The sequence below is a fragment of the Paraburkholderia sp. SG-MS1 genome, assembly GCF_012275575.1.
Taxonomy (GTDB): Bacteria; Pseudomonadota; Gammaproteobacteria; order Burkholderiales; family Burkholderiaceae; genus Paraburkholderia.
Window position 1 is genome coordinate 1 of record NZ_NPIH01000254.1, and the last position, 16,474, is coordinate 16,474.

Annotated in this window: 11 protein-coding genes and 2 pseudogenes; 4 read left to right on the forward strand and 9 right to left on the reverse strand. The window is 65.5% G+C overall.

From position 1 onward, the window contains the following. Window positions 1–330: pseudogene (locus CIC12_RS25475) on the forward strand (sensor domain-containing diguanylate cyclase); the annotation flags it as partial. Window positions 331–549: 219 nt separating this feature from the next. On the opposite strand, the pseudogene CIC12_RS33350 reads toward CIC12_RS25475, so the two are convergent. From CIC12_RS33350 to CIC12_RS25490, 3 genes and pseudogenes are all read right to left on the reverse strand, one after another. Continuing rightward, a pseudogene (locus CIC12_RS33350) lies at window positions 550–694 on the reverse strand (catalase); the annotation flags it as partial. A gap of 200 nt (window positions 695–894) precedes the next feature. Then, complete coding sequence (locus tag CIC12_RS25485) at window positions 895–2,628, reverse strand: peptidoglycan D,D-transpeptidase FtsI family protein (RefSeq protein WP_168668161.1); 1,734 nt, start codon at window positions 2,626–2,628, stop codon at window positions 895–897. Between the two features lie 808 nt (window positions 2,629–3,436). Beyond that, window positions 3,437–4,978 carry a methyl-accepting chemotaxis protein gene (locus tag CIC12_RS25490; protein WP_168668163.1) on the reverse strand — a complete coding sequence of 514 codons (1,542 nt, stop codon included), beginning with the start codon at window positions 4,976–4,978 and terminating at the stop codon, window positions 3,437–3,439. Between the two features lie 612 nt (window positions 4,979–5,590). Here CIC12_RS25490 and aepX point away from each other — a divergent pair. The 3 genes from aepX to CIC12_RS25510 are packed head-to-tail and all read left to right on the forward strand — an operon-like array spanning window position 5,591 to window position 9,577. Then, window positions 5,591–7,327 carry a phosphoenolpyruvate mutase gene (aepX, locus tag CIC12_RS25500; RefSeq protein WP_168668167.1) on the forward strand — a complete coding sequence of 579 codons (1,737 nt, stop codon included), beginning with the start codon at window positions 5,591–5,593 and terminating at the stop codon, window positions 7,325–7,327. Continuing rightward, a complete protein-coding gene (gene aepY, locus CIC12_RS25505) occupies window positions 7,324–8,487 on the forward strand; it encodes a phosphonopyruvate decarboxylase (protein ID WP_168668169.1) in 1,164 nt (387 codons plus the stop codon). Before aepX ends, aepY begins: the two co-directional genes overlap by 4 nt. Window positions 8,488–8,509: 22 nt before the next feature. Then, the gene (locus CIC12_RS25510; RefSeq protein ID WP_168668171.1) at window positions 8,510–9,577 is read left to right on the forward strand and encodes a 2-aminoethylphosphonate aminotransferase; all 1,068 of its coding nucleotides are present in this window, start codon (window positions 8,510–8,512) and stop codon (window positions 9,575–9,577) included. Window positions 9,578–9,650: 73 nt separating this feature from the next. Here CIC12_RS25510 and CIC12_RS25515 read toward each other — a convergent pair whose 3' ends face one another. From CIC12_RS25515 to CIC12_RS25540, 6 genes are all read right to left on the reverse strand, one after another. Further along, window positions 9,651–9,791, reverse strand: coding sequence for a hypothetical protein (locus CIC12_RS25515; RefSeq protein ID WP_167335679.1), 141 nt, complete (start codon window positions 9,789–9,791; stop codon window positions 9,651–9,653). 134 nt (window positions 9,792–9,925) lie between these two features. After that, window positions 9,926–10,630 carry a PIG-L deacetylase family protein gene (locus CIC12_RS25520; RefSeq protein ID WP_168668174.1) on the reverse strand — a complete coding sequence of 235 codons (705 nt, stop codon included), beginning with the start codon at window positions 10,628–10,630 and terminating at the stop codon, window positions 9,926–9,928. 321 nt (window positions 10,631–10,951) lie between these two features. Beyond that, complete coding sequence (locus CIC12_RS25525; protein WP_168668182.1) at window positions 10,952–12,481, reverse strand: UdgX family uracil-DNA binding protein; 1,530 nt, start codon at window positions 12,479–12,481, stop codon at window positions 10,952–10,954. A gap of 117 nt (window positions 12,482–12,598) precedes the next feature. Continuing rightward, the gene (locus CIC12_RS25530) at window positions 12,599–13,186 is read right to left on the reverse strand and encodes a nucleotidyltransferase family protein (protein WP_168668184.1); all 588 of its coding nucleotides are present in this window, start codon (window positions 13,184–13,186) and stop codon (window positions 12,599–12,601) included. A gap of 264 nt (window positions 13,187–13,450) precedes the next feature. Next, complete coding sequence (locus CIC12_RS25535; RefSeq protein WP_168668186.1) at window positions 13,451–15,667, reverse strand: xanthine dehydrogenase family protein molybdopterin-binding subunit; 2,217 nt, start codon at window positions 15,665–15,667, stop codon at window positions 13,451–13,453. After that, the coding region (locus CIC12_RS25540) for an FAD binding domain-containing protein (RefSeq protein WP_168668188.1) at window positions 15,664–16,474 on the reverse strand (811 nt) is incomplete at its 5' end. The genes CIC12_RS25540 and CIC12_RS25535, both read right to left, overlap by 4 nt.

Below are 16,474 nucleotides of genomic sequence, written 5' to 3' on the forward strand. Positions count from 1 at the left end.
TTGCGCGCGCTCGATCATGGGAATCTGCAGACCTCGCGCGAAGGCGGGCTTGCTGCGCGAGACCTGTGCGAGGAAGGCCGGCCGTGGCTCGGCAAACCGGGTGAACTGAGCGACGCAGCGCGTCACGCGTTCTTCAGCGCCGCACCACTGCCGGCGAGCGCGATCATGCTGCCGCTTGCCGCGGGCGACACCGTCAGCGGTTATCTATGCCTCGGCAGCGACGACCCCGAACGTTTCGGCGACGGCATGGCCACGGACATTCTGGAGCGCTTCGCGAGCATCGTGACGGCGAGTCTCGACAACGTCGCGCATCGCGAGCGACTCAAGCAGCAAGCCGGGCGGCGATCAGGCGGAACACTGAGTTTGCCGCCCGCAGGGCGCGGCGCACAACGTCTCACGCTTTGCGTATAGAAAACCGCGTGTTGCCCACGTGAATCGATAAAGAAAGAGCCCGTGAAAAGAGCATTCACGGCTCGCGCGAGACGCTTTGCGTTCCCGGTGCACAAAGGGGTAACCGGTGATGCACACCCATCAGCGGTTCGCTTCCTCGAAGCGCTCGTTCTGCGCGTTGATCAGCGAGAACGTATGCCAACCGAAGCCGTGCATCTGCCGGTAGTTCTTCGGAATGCCATGGTCGCTCAGCAGGATCGTGACCTGATGCAGCGATTCCGGATTGCGAGCAGAAGTCCCACACCAGGTTCGCATTGCGCAGATTATTCTCCCGATAACGCACTGCCGTCGCGATCCCTGCGCAACGTCCTACCGGATGCCAGATCCTCCGGCGCGACGAACAGGTTGGCAGGGCTGATCATGTATTGCCGTGTCAATAGCCGCGAATCGATGTGAAGTCGGCCCGGCAATGCAGCAGGAAGCATGCGCGATGCGAGCGAGGCGTCAAACGCCCGGCGCATCCGGCGGCACGCCCAGCAACTGCAGTGCGCCGCCGGTCACTTCGCTGAACACCGGCCCAGCCACCGTTCCGCCATAGAACGCCTTGCCCGCCGGGTCGTCGATCATGACCGCGACGATCAGCCGTGGATCGCTCATCGGCGCCATGCCGACGAACAGCGCACGATAGCGGTTCTTCGCATACGTCGCGCCGACCTGTTTGCGGGCCGTGCCGGTCTTGCCGCCGATCCGGTAGCCGGCCACGGCGGCCGCCCGTCCCGTGCCGCCTTCGCCGGTGGCCATCTCCAGCATCGCGCGGATCGCCCGCGCGGTGGCCGGCTTCGTCACGGCGAGGTCGGTATCCACGGAGGGCGCGGCGGCATGCGCGCCGTTGCGCAGCAGACTGACGCGTTGCATCGTGCCGTCGCCCGCATACGCGGTGTAGATCTGCGCCATCTGCAGCAGCGAGGCGGACAGCCCGTAGCCGTACGCCATGGTCGCCTGTTCGATCGGGCGCCAGCGTTTGTACGGACGAACCTTGCCGGACGCCACGCCCGGAAAGGTCAGTTCGGGTCTCAGGCCGAGCCCGTATTGCTGATACTTGGTCCAGATCGTCTCCGCCGGCAGATTCAGCGCGAGCTTGGCAAGCGCGATATTGCTCGACTTCTGCACCGCCTCGGAGACCGTCATCACGCCGTGATTGGAAGTGTCGTGAATCACGGCCGGGCCGATCTTGTACCAACCGGGGGCTGTGTCGATCATGCTTTGCGGCCGCACCTTGCCCTCGTCGATCGACAGCGCGACGACCAGCGGCTTGATCGTCGATCCGGGTTCGAAGGTGTCGACTACCGCGCGGTTGCGCAGTTGCCGGCCGGTCAGGCGGGCGCGGTCGTTCGGATCGAAGCTCGGATAGTTGGCGAGCGCGAGAATCTCGCCGTTGCGCGCGTCGAGCACCACGACGCTGCCGGCTTCCGCGTGATGCTTCGCAATCGCTTCCTTCAATTGCCCGTAGGCGAGTTGCTGGATGCGCCGGTCGATCGTCAGATGGATGGTCTCGCCGTTGCGCGCCGGCACCAGCGGCCGGGTTTCCGACACCACGCGGCCGAGCCGGTCGCGGATCACTTCGCGCTGGCCAGGCACGCCGAGCAGGTGCTCGTTAGCGGCCAGCTCGACGCCTTCCTGGCCGTTGTCCTCGATATCCGTGAAGCCGACCACGTGCGCCGCCGATTCGCCCTCGGGATAAAAGCGCTTCGAATCGGCAATCTGCGTGATGCCGGCAAGGCCCAGGCGGGACAGTTGGGCGGCGGTGTCGGCGTCCACCTGGCGCTTGAGCAGGACGAAGCTCTTGTCGCCGTTCAGACGCCGGCGCAATTCCGCGAGCGGCAGGTCGAGCAGCTTCGCGAGCGGCACGGCGGCGGTTTCATCGACCTGCCTGGGGGTGGCCCAGATCTCGTACGTGGCGAGGCTGACGGCGAGCATCGAGCCATTGCGATCGACGATTCGTCCGCGCGTCGCGTCGAGTTCGATGGTGCGCTGATAGCGCTTTTGTCCCTGGTCGATATAGAAATCCCGGTTCACCACCTGCACCCACAATGCACGGCCCGCCAGCGCCGCGAACGCGCCGAACACCAGCAGGACGATGAACCTCGAGCGCCAGGCGGGCAGGCGCGCGGCCAGCAACGGATTTTTCGCGACGGGCGCGTAGGGATCATGCGACTGCGATTTTTTCTTCTGGATCATGGGTTGCGGATAATGAACTCGGGAACGCGATTAACTTGCGCCGCCCGAATCGGCGGCGCTCAATACTTTGAGATGCCAATGGAGACGCTGGGCCGGCATGCGCATCGCGAAGCCTGCGGGCAGCATCGCGATCGACGCCGGTCTTCGAGCGATGCCGCACGCCTGTCGCGACCACGACCGCTTCGATTGTAATGAAAACGTATCTGTATGCGAGATCCACGCAAGTGGAGAGTGACCGGGCAGGGCGTCGCGCACCGTGTCGCCGGCGAGTGTGTGACGGTGCCGACGGGGCGCAGAGCGAACCGCTCCATACCGCGGCGCATGCCCGTCAGCACGTCGGACATGGCCCCGGCGGCGATGGCGCGCACGTAGAGGACGGCGCAGCAGGATAGGGGCGAAGCTTGACGGAGCGCGTTCGGAGCCGCTTCGTCGGCAAAGGGCGCCGTAGGGCACGCGTTGTCAAACGGCGATTATCGTGAGTGTCGTGTGAGTCCGAAAGCCAGTTAAGCCCAATTCGGTGATGCCCTATGGGGCTTTGAGCGCGTCGCGTTTTCGAGCGCGGTGGGCGTTGGCAGAGCGACGCAATGCGGCGCTACGTGAGACGGCCGCTCGTACGGCCAAAAAAACCGCGTCGATTTGCAAAATCCGCGCGGCTGGCTCGTTCGATTGATGCGTCGACTCCGACGCGGCGTGTTAAAGGGGCGCTCTGCGCCTGTCGAGCGCCTTCTTTTTTTCTGAATGTCTGATGCTGCTTTGCCATAGGCACCTGGCGAGCGCCAGGCGGGTCACCCTCGCCAACTCCAAGCGCTCAACCCGGCAACGCGAAGCTGGCAATCGCCTCGCGCAGCACCCCCACCTGATCCTTCAGCGAATGAGCCGCGGCCGCGGCCTGCTCGACGAGCGCCGCGTTCTGTTGTGTGACCTGATCCATCTCGCCGACCGCGCGATTGACCTGCTCGATGCCCGCGCTCTGTTCGCGCGAAGCATGGCTGATCTCCTCGAGAATTTCGTTCACGCGACGCACCGAGTGCACGATCTCGCCCATCGTCGAGCCCGCATTGGCGACTTGCGACGCGCCGGTTTCGACCGTATTCGTCGAGGTTTCGATCAGCGCCTTGATCTCCTTGGCCGCCGTCGCTGAGCGCTGCGCGAGGCTGCGCACTTCGGCGGCGACCACCGCGAAGCCGCGTCCCTGTTCTCCCGCGCGCGCCGCTTCGACGGCCGCGTTGAGCGCGAGGATATTCGTCTGGAACGCGATGCCGTCGATCACCCCGATGATGTCGCCGATCTGCCGGGAACTGGCGGTGATCTCGCCCATGGTGCGGACCACGTCGTCCACCACGCGGCTGCCGCGCGTGGCCACGTCCGCCGCCTGGCCGGCGAGCTGCGCGGCCTGCATTGCGCTGTCCGCGTTCTGCTTTACGTTGACAGTCATCTGATCCATGCTCGACGCCGTTTCGACGAGCGCCGCTGCCTGTTCCTCGGTCCGTTGCGAGAGGTCGGTATTGCCGGCGGCGATTTCCGTCGCGCCGATGTTGATGTTCTCGGTGCCCAGACGCACGCGCGACACCGTATCGACGAGACCGGCCTGCATGGTTTGCAGCGCATGCAGCAGGCTGCCGTTGTCGTGCGGGCCGACCGGTACACGCGTGGCGAGATTGCCTTGCGCCATCAGTTGCGCATGTTCGAGCGCCACTTCGAGATCGCCGCCGAGCGAGCGGCGGATGCTGCGCAACACCAGCAGCATGACGGCCGTGGCAACGGCGCCCAACGTCACGGTGATCGCGAGCCAGCGCAGCAGGTTCGCGTAGAACGCGCTCTGCACGTCGTCCATGTACATGCCGGTGACGAGATACCAGTCCCACGGCGCGAAATGCATCGAGTAGCTGGTTTTGGCGACCGGCTGCTCGCTGCCGGGCTTGGCCCACAGATAGTCGACGAAGCCGCCGCCATCGTGATTACCCGCGTTGACGATCGCGACGAACAGGTGGTTGCCCGCCGGGTCGGCAAACTGCGCAAGGTTCTTGCCGACCAGTTCCTGCTTGAATGGATGCATCAGCATGACCGGCTGCGAATCGTTGACGGAAATGTATCCATCCTTGCCATAACGCATGGCCGCCAGCATCTCGAGCGCCTGCTTTTTGGCGTCGGGTTCGGAAAGGGTGTGCTGCTGGGCCAGCGCGTAGTAATGGGCGACGATGTGGTTGCCCTGATCGATCAGCGCAGTCAATTGATCGCGGCGGTCCGAGATCATCGACGCGCGGTTTTGCCATGCGCCGAAGCCGCCGATCAGGATCAGGCCGATCCACAGCACGGCGATCATCGACGCCAGTTTTTTGTTCAGAGTCATAGCAATCAGTGTGGCTTTTGCGGGTGGTCGGGCGGAGTTGAATTTGCTTGTAGCGATTGGCTTGTCGCTAGCGGTGTTTACGGCGCGACACGGTGTGCTCCGCAGGCAGGGGAAACCCGTTGTCTTATGTTGTTATTTGTCTGATTTATACGCCATTTGCCTTGCTCCAGCGGTGTTTTCAGTGCGCGATCCGCGGCGTTTTAATCGGGGGTTTTCCATTGCCGGCGTTATTTTTTATCGGAACTGTTTAATGCGAATGATGCCTTGCGAACGCGGTTAAGAAATTAATCAGAGCCGCCAATAATGGCCATATATAAACGGCCCGCTATGGCTATCAATGACTCGGGAACGGATGAAACAGGCTGGAGTGGGCGCCAATCCGGTTCCCAGCATGCAATCGCGTCAAACCGCCACAAAATGCCAATCAAATCCAAAACCCGCCGCAGTATCGCAGTAAATGCAAAAAATGACACATTTTTCCACTTAACCACAACGCAGAAAAACCCGCTGTCTTCGAAGAGACGAATAAATAAAAATTCCGCTATAGTCGCCATTTTCCAGTCGCCAGCCGGGCAAAAAGAGCACCAATAAGCCCGCAATCAGGAGTAGAAAATGAACGCCCGCCAACCCGCCTTCGTCTCCGTATCCCGCAGCGCACGTCTGCGCCAGATGCTTCTTAGCAACGAACTCGAATTCATGATGGAGGCCCATAACGGCCTGTCCGCGCGCATCGTCCGTGAGGCCGGCTTCAAGGCGATCTGGGGCTCGGGTCTCGCGATTTCCGCGCAATACGGCGTGCGCGACAACAACGAAGCAAGCTGGACACAAGTTGTCGACACCCTCGAATTCATGGCCGACGCGAGCGACCTGCCGATCCTGCTCGACGGCGACACCGGCTACGGCAACTTCAACAACGTGCGCCGCCTCGTGCGCAAGCTCGAACAGCGCGGCATCGCCGGCGTCTGTATCGAAGACAAGCAGTTCCCGAAGACCAACAGCTTCATCAACGGTGAAGCGCAGCCGCTCGCCGACATGGACGAGTTCTGCGGCAAGATCAAGGCCGGCAAGGACTCGCAGTCCGACGAAAATTTCTCGATCGTCGCGCGCGTCGAAGCGCTGATCGCGGGCTGGGGCATGGACGAGGCGCTGCGTCGCGCCGAGGCTTACCGGCAAGCCGGCGCGGACGCGATCCTGATTCACAGCAAGCTCTCGCGTCCCGACGAAATTCTCGAATTCGCGCGCGAATGGGCCGGCCGCGGTCCGCTCGTGATCGTGCCGACCAAGTACTACAGCACGCCCACCGAAGTGTTCCGCGAAGCGGGTATCAGCACCGTGATCTGGGCGAATCATCTGATTCGCTCGGCGACCTCGGCGATGCAGGCCGTCGCGAAGGAAATTCATTCGAGCCAGACGCTTGTGAACGTCGAAGACAGCATTGCCGCCGTCAACGAAATTTTCCGTTTGCAGGACGCCGACGAATATTCCGAAGCCGAAGACCGCTATCTGTCGAGCGGCCGCGCGGCTGGCGCCGCCGTCGTGCTCGCCGCGAGCCGCGGCAAGGGCCTCGAAGCCGTCACGGAAGACCGGCCGAAGGTCATGCTGCCGATCGCGGGCAAGCCGCTGCTGCGCTGGCTTGTCGACGCGTTCAAGAAGCAGGGCGTCAACGATATCACCGTGATCGGCGGTTATCGCGCCGATGCGATCGAGACGGCGGGCATCAAGCTCGTCGTCAACGAACAGCATGCGCAAACCGGCGAACTCGCGTCGCTCGCGTGCGCGCTCGACAAGCTGAGCGGCGACACCGTTGTCTCGTACGGCGATCTGCTGTTCCGCAGCTACATCCTGCGCGACCTCGTGGAAAGCGAAGCCGCGTTCAGCGTGGTGGTGGATTCGTCGCTGACCGATACGGAAAACGCAAGCGTGCGCGATTTCGCGTGGTGCTCGGCGGCGGACGACCGCGGCCTGTTCGGTAACAAGGTCGTGCTGCGCCATGTGTCGAGCGGACAGAACGCATCGGCGGAGATCGCTGCGCAGGCGCCGCATGGCCGCTGGGTCGGTCTGCTGAACGTGCGCGACGCAGGCCGCGAGCGTTTGCAGGCGGTGATGAGCCAGTTGCAGGGGCGCGCCGATTTCGCTTCCCTCGACATGCCCGCGCTGCTCAACGCACTGATCGAAGCGGGTGAATCGATCGAGGTGCAATACGTGCACGGCCACTGGCGCGGCGTGAACGATCTCGACGACTTCCGCCGTGCGGGCGACTTCGCGCATGCGCAAGCGCCGTTCGCGGCGGCGGCCGGCAACCCGGGGCAAAGTGCGGCGAAGAGCGCGACGAACGGAGCCGCGCAATGATCGAAGCAGCACAGTTCGTCGAGGCGGCACGCGATCGCGGCTTCGACTGGTACGCAGGGGTGCCGTGCTCGTATCTGACGCCGTTCATCAACTACGTGTTGCAGGACGAGTCGTTGCATTACGTGTCGGCGGCCAACGAAGGCGATGCGGTCGCGCTGATCGCAGGCGTCACGCTGGGAACGAAGAACGGCCGGCGCGGCATCACGATGATGCAGAACTCCGGGCTCGGCAACGCCGTGAGCCCGTTGACTTCGCTCACGTGGACCTTCCGTCTGCCGCAATTGCTGATCGTCACGTGGCGCGGCCAGCCGGGTGTCGCCGACGAACCGCAGCACGCGCTGATGGGACCGGTCACGCCCGCGATGCTCGACACGATGGAGATTCCGTGGGAAACCTTCCCGACCGAGGCCGACGCCATCGGCCCGGCGCTGGATCGCGCGATCGCGCACATGGATGAAACCGGCCGCCCGTACGCGCTCGTGATGCAGAAGGGCAGCGTGGCGCCGTACGAGCTGAAAGACGGCGGCGCGAGTGCGCGCCGTGCGCCGGTCGTGTCGCGCTCGCAGTTCCAGGACGTCGCGGCGGGCGAACTGGCTTCGCGTCACGACGCGTTGCAGAAGGTCATCGCGCGCACGCCGCTCGAATCGACGGTCGTACTCGCGTCGACCGGATTTTGCGGCCGCGAACTCTATGCGATCGACGACCGGCCAAACCAGTTGTACATGGTCGGCTCGATGGGCTGCGTGACGCCGTTCGCGCTCGGACTCGCGCTCGCGCGTCCCGATCTGCACGTGGTCGCGCTCGACGGCGACGGCGCCGCGCTGATGCGCATGGGCGCGTTCGCGACGCTCGGCGCTTACTGTCCGGGCAATCTCACGCACGTGCTGCTCGACAACGGCGCGCACGACTCGACCGGCGGCCAGGCGACGGTGTCGTCGCACGTGTCGTTCGCGGGCGTGGCCGCGGCGTGCGGTTATGCGTCGGCGGTGGAAAGCGACGACGTAGCGGTGCTCGACCAGGTGTTCGACGCGCCGCCGCTCGACGGCCCGCGCTTCGTGCGCCTCGCGATTCGCCGCGGCACGCCGGACGGCCTGCCGCGCCCCACCATCACCCCGCCCGATGTGAAGACGCGCCTGATGCGCCACATCGGCGCCGCTTGAAATCAACGTAAAAGGAGCGCCCATGCTGCTGCTCAATCCCGGCCCGGTGACGCTCACCGAACGTGTTCGCAATAGCCTGTTGCAGACGGATCTGTGTCATCGCGAAAGCGAGTTTTTCGACTTGCAGGAAGAGGCCCGCACGCGGCTCGTCGGTCTGTACGGTCTCGACGCGAGCGAATGGCAGGCGGTGTTGATGACCGGCTCCGGCACGGCCGCCGTCGAAAGCATGACTGCCGCGCTGGTGCCGCAAAACGGCAAGCTGCTGGTGGTGGAAAACGGCGTGTACGGCGAGCGCATTTCGCAGATCGCCACGCAATACGGCATCGCGCATGAATCGCTGAAGCACGACTGGATGCACGCGCCGGACCTCGCGAAGATCGCCGAACGGCTCGACGCGGACAAAGCGTTCACGCACGTCGCGGTGATTCATCATGAAACCACCACTGGCCGTTTGAACGACCTCGCGTCGCTCGGCGCGCTGTGCCGCGCTCGCGGTTTGCGGCTGCTGGTGGACGGCGTGAGCAGCTTCGGCGCAGAAGCGATCGATTTCGCCGATGCCAGTCTCGACGCGGTCGCGGCCACCGCGAACAAGTGTCTGCACGGCGTGCCGGGCGCGTCGTTCGTGCTGGTGCGGCGCACGGCGCTCGCGCGGGCGGCTAGCCGCACGTATTACCTCGATCTCGGGCGGCTCGCGCGTTTGCAGGATCAGCGCAACACGCCGTTCACGCCCTCGGTTCACGCGTACTACGCGCTCGTCGAAGCGCTGCGCGAACTCGCCGACGAAGGCGGCTGGCGCGCGCGTCACGCGCGTTATGCGGCGCTTGCCGAACGGGCGCGGGCGGGGCTCGCCGAGCGGGGCATCGGCAGCGTGTTGCCGGCGGAGCAATCGTCGGTGGTGCTGCGCGCGTACCGGTTGCCGGATGGCGTCGCGTATCCGCAGTTGCACGACGCGCTGAAGGCGCGCGGCTTCGTCATCTATGCGGGGCAAGGCGGCTTGTCGGCCGAACTGTTCCGCATTTCGACGATGGGCAATATCCACGCCGGCGACATCGACCGTTTGCTGCAGGGCTTCACCGAACTGACGCGTTGATTCAGGTGCCGCAGTGCAGCGCGCGGCGGCTTTTCACCGCACCGCGCCGCGGGATGCGGTGCCATGCGCTCCGTCACACCGGATCCTTGTCAGGCGGGCCGTCGGGTCGCTGCGGCTCCTCCACGTGATGACCGGGCGACGGTGGTACTAGCGGGTCGGCTTCCGGATCGCGGTTCGGATCGGCATTGGGGTCGGGAATCGGACTGGTATGCATGTCGTAGCTCATCGCATCACCCTGTAGTTGAACGCATGCGGTTCGGGCTCTTCGGACAATCCGCGCTCGGACCGATGCCGGCAATCCTCTTCAAGCGTAGGCGCTTTTGCTGCGCGCCGCGCTGCTCGCTGTTGTCACTTTTTCCCGCGCCGACCCACGCTGAGCTGCCAGTAGCGCTCGGTGGCGAAGACGTCGTCGTAATTGCCCGCGCCGAATGCGCGCAACTGGCTGGCGTACGCATTGACCGCCTCGCGTTTGAGTTGCGCGCGGCGCTGGACGTCAATCGTATGCGCGGCGCTCGGAAGCGCCGGCGTCGCCACGATGCCGCGCTGCGCAAGATCGGCGAGGCGCGCCTGCACGACGCCGGGCGTGCGTCGGTGAATCGCTTCCTCGTAGCCGAACCAGACCAGATGCGACAGCCGCGGCAGGATTTCGCAGCAGGCTTCGAAGACCCGCACGTGATCGTCGTGATAGAGGCCGAGCGGCATCAGCAGCGTATTCGCGGTGCTGCGGTAAATGATTTCTTCGAGCATCGCGGCCATCCGGCTGATCGACGGCGAGTCGGCATACTGGCTGTCGCGAAACGGCATGCGCAGCGGAATCGCATCGAGCACCTCGAGCGCGCGGTTGTCCTCCAGCGTGCGCTCGTGGATGGCTTCGGAGGCATTCGCAAAACCCGACTTCTGATCCCATTCGGTATGCATCTCGTGCTCCGGAGGCGCGGCGAATACCGTGCAAACCGAGGCGTCGGGGTGAGCGGCGAGCAATGCGCCGCAGCTGAAGACGGCGTCGTCGAAATGGGGCGAGACGATGAACAGGCGTGGGCTGGTTTCGCTCATTGGGGCGGTAGGGTTGGGCGCGGGCGGCCGGCGGAGCGTGAGCCATAGCGCTCAGGGCCCGGTCCGCGCGGAAAACATGGGCTCACATCAGCTTAGGCGGAATCAATGCGGCTTGCGCAGCGGTTGTGGGGTCGCAAATGGTGTGCCTGGCTTTGGCTGAGCGGGCTGTGTTTGGCGGGCTCCCGTAGAGGCTCACCGGTTGGCACAGTGTGGCTCCTGAATTTGCTCACTGTTGGTTTGGATGGGTTTGGATGGGTTTGGATGCGGCACGGGATCTTCGTCGATGGAATCAGGTGGTACGTATCCGGCATGCTCAGAGAATTACCCGCCCTCCGTCGCCAACGCTGCTGCCCGGCTGAACGCCGCCACGATGCGCTCCACAATGTCCGCGCGCAAGCGCGCGTCTGCCATTCTCAGCGCATATACCGGATGCCACGTCGGCACGATCAGGCGTCCGCGATGGGCAATTGTCTGCCCGACATATTCGGACAGATTGACGTGCGCGCCGGTCAGCGCTTTTAGCGCGGTCGCGCCAAGCGTCACGATTACGCGCGGCGCGACGCGCGTCAGTTCCTGTTCCAGCCAGTGCTGGCAAGCCTCGACCTCGCGGTGCTCCGGGGTGCGGTGGATTCGCTGCTGGTCGAACGTTTCCCACTTGTAGTGTTTGACGGCATAGGTCAGATACAGCGCCGTGCGGTCGAGACTGGCGCGCGCGAGCACCGCGTCCAGCAGTTGGCCGGCAGGTCCGGTAAAGGGTTCGCCGTGATGATTTTCATGTTCCCCGGGCTGTTCGCCGACGGCCATGATCGTCGCGTGAGCCGGCCCGGCACCCGCGACGGCCTGCTTTGCGTTGCGCCACAGCGCGCAACGCCGGCACGCGGCGAGCGGGCCAACCGCCTCACGCAGGGGCGGCGTAAGCGCTGAATATTCGACCGGCGGCCTCTCTGGCACCGTGACGGCGGTGGCTTGCGCACCGAGACGGCTGCGTTCGCGCGCGAGGTGCGCGGGCAGCGGCGGACCGGCGGGCGGCGCGCGCCAGTAGGAGAGCCGCGCCGGCGTCGGCAGTGCATTGACGACGCTCGCATAGTAGGCGAGCCAGAGGGCTTCGGTGGGCTCGCTGGTGGTGGCTTCGCCTGCCATGATGTCGGGCGGCACAGCGTGCGTGGCCGGCTGGTTTTCTTCCGTTGTGCGCCGGTCGATACGCAGCAGCATGCCGTTCCAGAACACCGCGCCGCGCGGGGTGGCCAGCATCCACGTGGAGTCGCCCATGGGTAGAGCGAACCGCGCGGCGGCGCGCTTTAGCAGATCGTGCTGCGGCTCGTACCAGCCGACGAATTCGGGCAAGCCCATGGAGGGGTCACGCCGCCTGAACCGCGTGAAGCTCAGCAGCTCTTCGGTTTCGTGTTCGACCGACTGCGCGCGCAGCGCGAGTTGCGCGTCGTCGGGGTCAGCCGGATCGACGATGCGGCGCTCGCCGCGCGTCCAGCGCCATAGCACGCGATAAAGCAGAGCCCAGCGATCCGGCGCGAGGAAGCAGGACGCTGATTGCAACTGGGCGAGGAGATCGCGGGGAATGGCGGGAGCCGTGAGGGGAGCGGCGGTGGNGGGGGCGGCGGTATCCGCGGTTGTGTGGCCGGTGGACCTGGCAGATTCCACGCCACTCGCGGCATCCGCCATACTCGCCACACCCGGAAGCCGCGCATCTCGCCCAGCCTCCGACTCGCCTTCTCCAGTTATCTTGCCTTCAACCTCGACCCACTCGATCGACCCCGGCTCGATACCCTGACGCAGCAGTTCCCGCGCCGCGCGGCGCCATGCGGCAAAAGACGGTTCAATCGGAATGCGCTTCATGTGGACGCGCCGTGGGCGCGCGACGAAAGCGGCAGCCCATGCGGACAAATACTGTATGGATATACAGTATGCGCCCAACCCTGCGCCGGGATCAAGCCCGCGCCGCGACCTTCACCGCTAGACGTTGCGCAAATCCTCCGGCGTGTCCACGTCCCGCAAAATCCCCGGGTCGTCGACCTCCACCCTCGTCACATGCTGCGACATCAGCAAGGATCTCGCGCCAGTGTCGCCGTCGAGCGCGAGCAGCGCCTCGCGATGCTCGATGCCAAAGCCGACCGGATGCCCTCGCTTTCCCTGATAAAACGGCGCGACCAGGGATGCGCCCTTGTCGAGCGTGATCGCCACGGTCTCGATCGTCGAGGTGGCGATGCGCGGCATGTCCGCGAGCGCGACGATCCAGCCCTCGGCGTCGTCGCTCGCTTCGATGCCGGCGGCGAGGCTCGCACCCATGCCGCGTTCGGCGTCGGACGCGAATACCACGTCGCAGCCGGCGTCGTTCAGAAGGCGCGCGAGGGCGTCCGAACCCGGCCGCACCACGGCCAGTACCCGCGTCACGACGTGTAGCAGCCGATGCGCGGCTTCGTGAGCGACCGGCGTGCCATCGGGCATCCGGGCAAGGAGTTTGTTGTGCAGGCCGTCCGGATCGAAGCGCGAACCGAAGCCGGCGGCGAGCAACACGCCAGTGGCGAGCGAGGCGTAGGCCATGGACGGGCACCGGTGGAGAGAATGAGGCCGATTGTGCGATGCAACGCGGTGGCAGGCAAGCGCCAATGTGGATGCATGGCGCCTGGCCGCGCCACTTGCGGGCGGACGTGAAGCGCCGCGCCGCGTTATTTTTGTGCGGCGCGATCGTTGTCGCAGCGAAGAGACGACTGGCGAGAGCGGCTCACCCACGCAGCGGCGAAACTCCACACCGAGCCGCACCCGCCCGTCACAAACAACCGGCGCCGCCGGTGCCGCGCAAAAAAATCAGCCCATCCCCATCACCTTGTCCAACGTCAGCGGCAAATCCCGCACCCGTACCCCGGTCGCGTGATACACCGCGTTCGCGATCGCCGCCGGCACGCCCGTAATGCCGATCTCGCCGATCCCGCGTACGCCGAGCGAGTTGATATACGGATCGGGCCGATCGATGAACGTGATATCGAGCGCGCCGATATCCGCATTCACGGGCACGTGGTACTCCGCGAGATTCGCGTTGGTGAAGCGTCCAAAGCGCGTGTCCACCGTGGACTCTTCCTGCAGCGCCGCGCCGATGCCCCACACGATGCCGCCGATCATCTGGCTGCGCGCAGTCTTGTGATTGAGCACGCGGCCCACGTCGTACACCCCGACCACCCGCGGCACGCGAATCGTCCCGAGTTCGGCGTCGACATGCACCTCGACGAACACTGCGCCGAACGAGTGGAACGAGTACTTCTGCTTCTCGTCGCCGGGCTTGACCGTCGAGGTCGCCTCGATCGGCTTGCCGCCCGAGCGCGCGATGATCGCCGCGGCCGGATCGCGTTTGGCCGGCTGCGAGCGGCTCACCACCCAGCCGTTATCCACGGTGATGTCGTCGAGCGCGATGCCGTGCACTGGCGACGCCGGGTCGGCCAGCGCCAGCGCGATCAACTGGCTGCGCGCCTGGCTGGCCGCTTCGCGCACAGCGGGCGACACGCTCGCCGCCGACTGCGAACCGCCCGACACCGGCGCGCGCGGCAGCGTCGAATCGCCGAGCGCGAAGTGGATGTTCTCCGGCGCGAAGCCGAGCGTGTCGGCGGCCACCTGGGTCATCACCGTGTAAGTGCCGGTGCCGAGGTCCTGCGTGCCGGACGCAACCATCGCCGTGCCGTCCGGCAGAATCCTCGCGATGGCCGCCGCTTCGCTGCGGTTGGCCGGATAGGTCGCGGTCGCCATGCCCATGCCGATCAGCGTGCGGCCCGCGTGCATCGAGCGTGGCGCGGCGCTTCTGCGCGACCAGCCGAATTTTTCCGCGCCGATCTGATAGCACTCGCGCAACGACTTGCCCGACCACGGCTTGTTTTCCTGGGGATCGGCCTGCGCGTAATTCTTGAGGCGCAGCGCGAGCGGGTCCATGTTCAATGCGGCCGCGAGCTCGTCCATCGCCGATTCGAGCGCGAACGAACCCGTGGTTTCGCCGGGCGCGCGCATGAAGGTCGGCGTGCCGAGATTGAGCGGCACGATGCGATGCGTCGTCACCTGGTTGGGCACCGCGTACAGCATCCGCGTGACCATGCAGCAGGTCTCGGTCCAGTCTTCGATCGTCGAGGTGTTGGAGAAGCTGTCGTGACGCATGGCGGTGAGCGTGCCGTCGTGCCGCGCGGCGATCGTGAAGTGCTGCTCGGTGCGCGGACGCGCGCCGACCGGCCCGAACATCTGCGGCCGTTCGAGCACGAGCCGCACCGGACGCCCCGTCTGTTTCGCGGCCATCGCGCACAACGACACATGCGACCAGGACGAGCCCTTGCACCCAAAGCCGCCGCCGATGAACGGCGAGATCACGCGCACGTCGCCGGGCGCGATGCCGAATACCTTGGCCACCGCTTGCGCCGCGCTGCTCACGCCTTGCGTCGAATCGTAGAGCGTCAGTTGCGGTCCGTCCCAGCGCGCCATCGTGGCGTGCGGTTCCATCGGATTGTGATGCTCGATGGGCGTGGTGTACGTCGCGGTCACATGGACCGCGCCGCTTTGCATGCCGTCTTCGAAGCTGCCGCGTTGCGTGTCGGTTTGGCGGCCCTGCGGTTTGTCCGGCGCGTGCGCGTTCGGTTTGGCCTGCGCGAAGTCCACGGTCGCTGCACTCGCCTGATAGACGATGCGCAATTGACGCGCGGCGTCGCTCGCATGTTCGAGCGTGTCGGCGACCACCACCGCGACCGGCTCGTTGCTGTAGTGGACCTGATTGTCCTGCAGCAGCGACAGGCGCCTGCCTGCGGGCGGCGCGAGTGCCGGTCTGCCGCCGTTGGGCAGACGCGGCGCGTTCTGATACGTCATCACCAGCAGCACGCCGGGCAGCGCCTGCACGCGGCTCGCATCGATCGACGCGATCGTGCCGCTCGCAATCGTGCTGGTGACGAGCACCGCATGCGCGAGACGCGCTTCGGGAAATTCGGCGGCATAGCGTGCTTCGCCGGTGACTTTGAGCAGACCGTCGACGCGGTCGACCGGTTGACCGATCAGATTCATGCGACACCTCCCGCGCGGCCGGCGGCCTGGTTGACTGCGCGCACGATCGCGCGTTGCGCGAGCTGCACCTTGAAACGGTTGTCTTGCTGCGGACGTGCGTCCCTCAACGCGGCGGCGGCGGCGTTATTCAATGTCGCCTGCGTAAGCGGCTGAGCGTTGAGCATCTGTTCGGCGACGCTCGCGCGCCACGGTTTGTGCGCGACGCCGCCGAGCGCGATGCGCGCGGTTCTCACGCGCTCGCCGTCCATTTGCAACGCGGCGGCCACCGACACCAGCGCGAATGCGTAACTGGCGCGGTCACGCACTTTCAGATAATGGGAATGTGCGCTGAAGAGCGGTGGCGGCAGATCGACGGCGGTAATCAATTCGCCGGGCTGCAACGTGGTATCGACGTCGGGCCGGTCGGCGGGCAGGCGGTGGAAGTCGGCGAACGCGATCGTGCGCTCGCCGTTGGGACCGCTCACGCGCACGATGGCTTCGAGCGCAGCCAGTGCCACGCTCATATCCGAAGGATTCACCGCGATGCATTGAGCGCTCGCGCCGAGAATCGCATGCATGCGGTTGTGGCCGCCGAGCGCCGCGCAGCCGCTGCCGGGCATGCGCTTGTTGCATTGCGTGAAGGCTGTATCGTAGAAGTAGCCGCAGCGCGTACGTTGCAGCAGATTGCCGCCGACCGTCGCCATATTGCGCAACTGCGACGACGCGCCCGCGAGCAGCGCTTGCGACAGCAACGGGTATTGCTCACGCACCAGCGCGTGGTTCGCCGCATCGCTGTTGCGCACCAGCGCGCCGATGCGGATGCCGCCG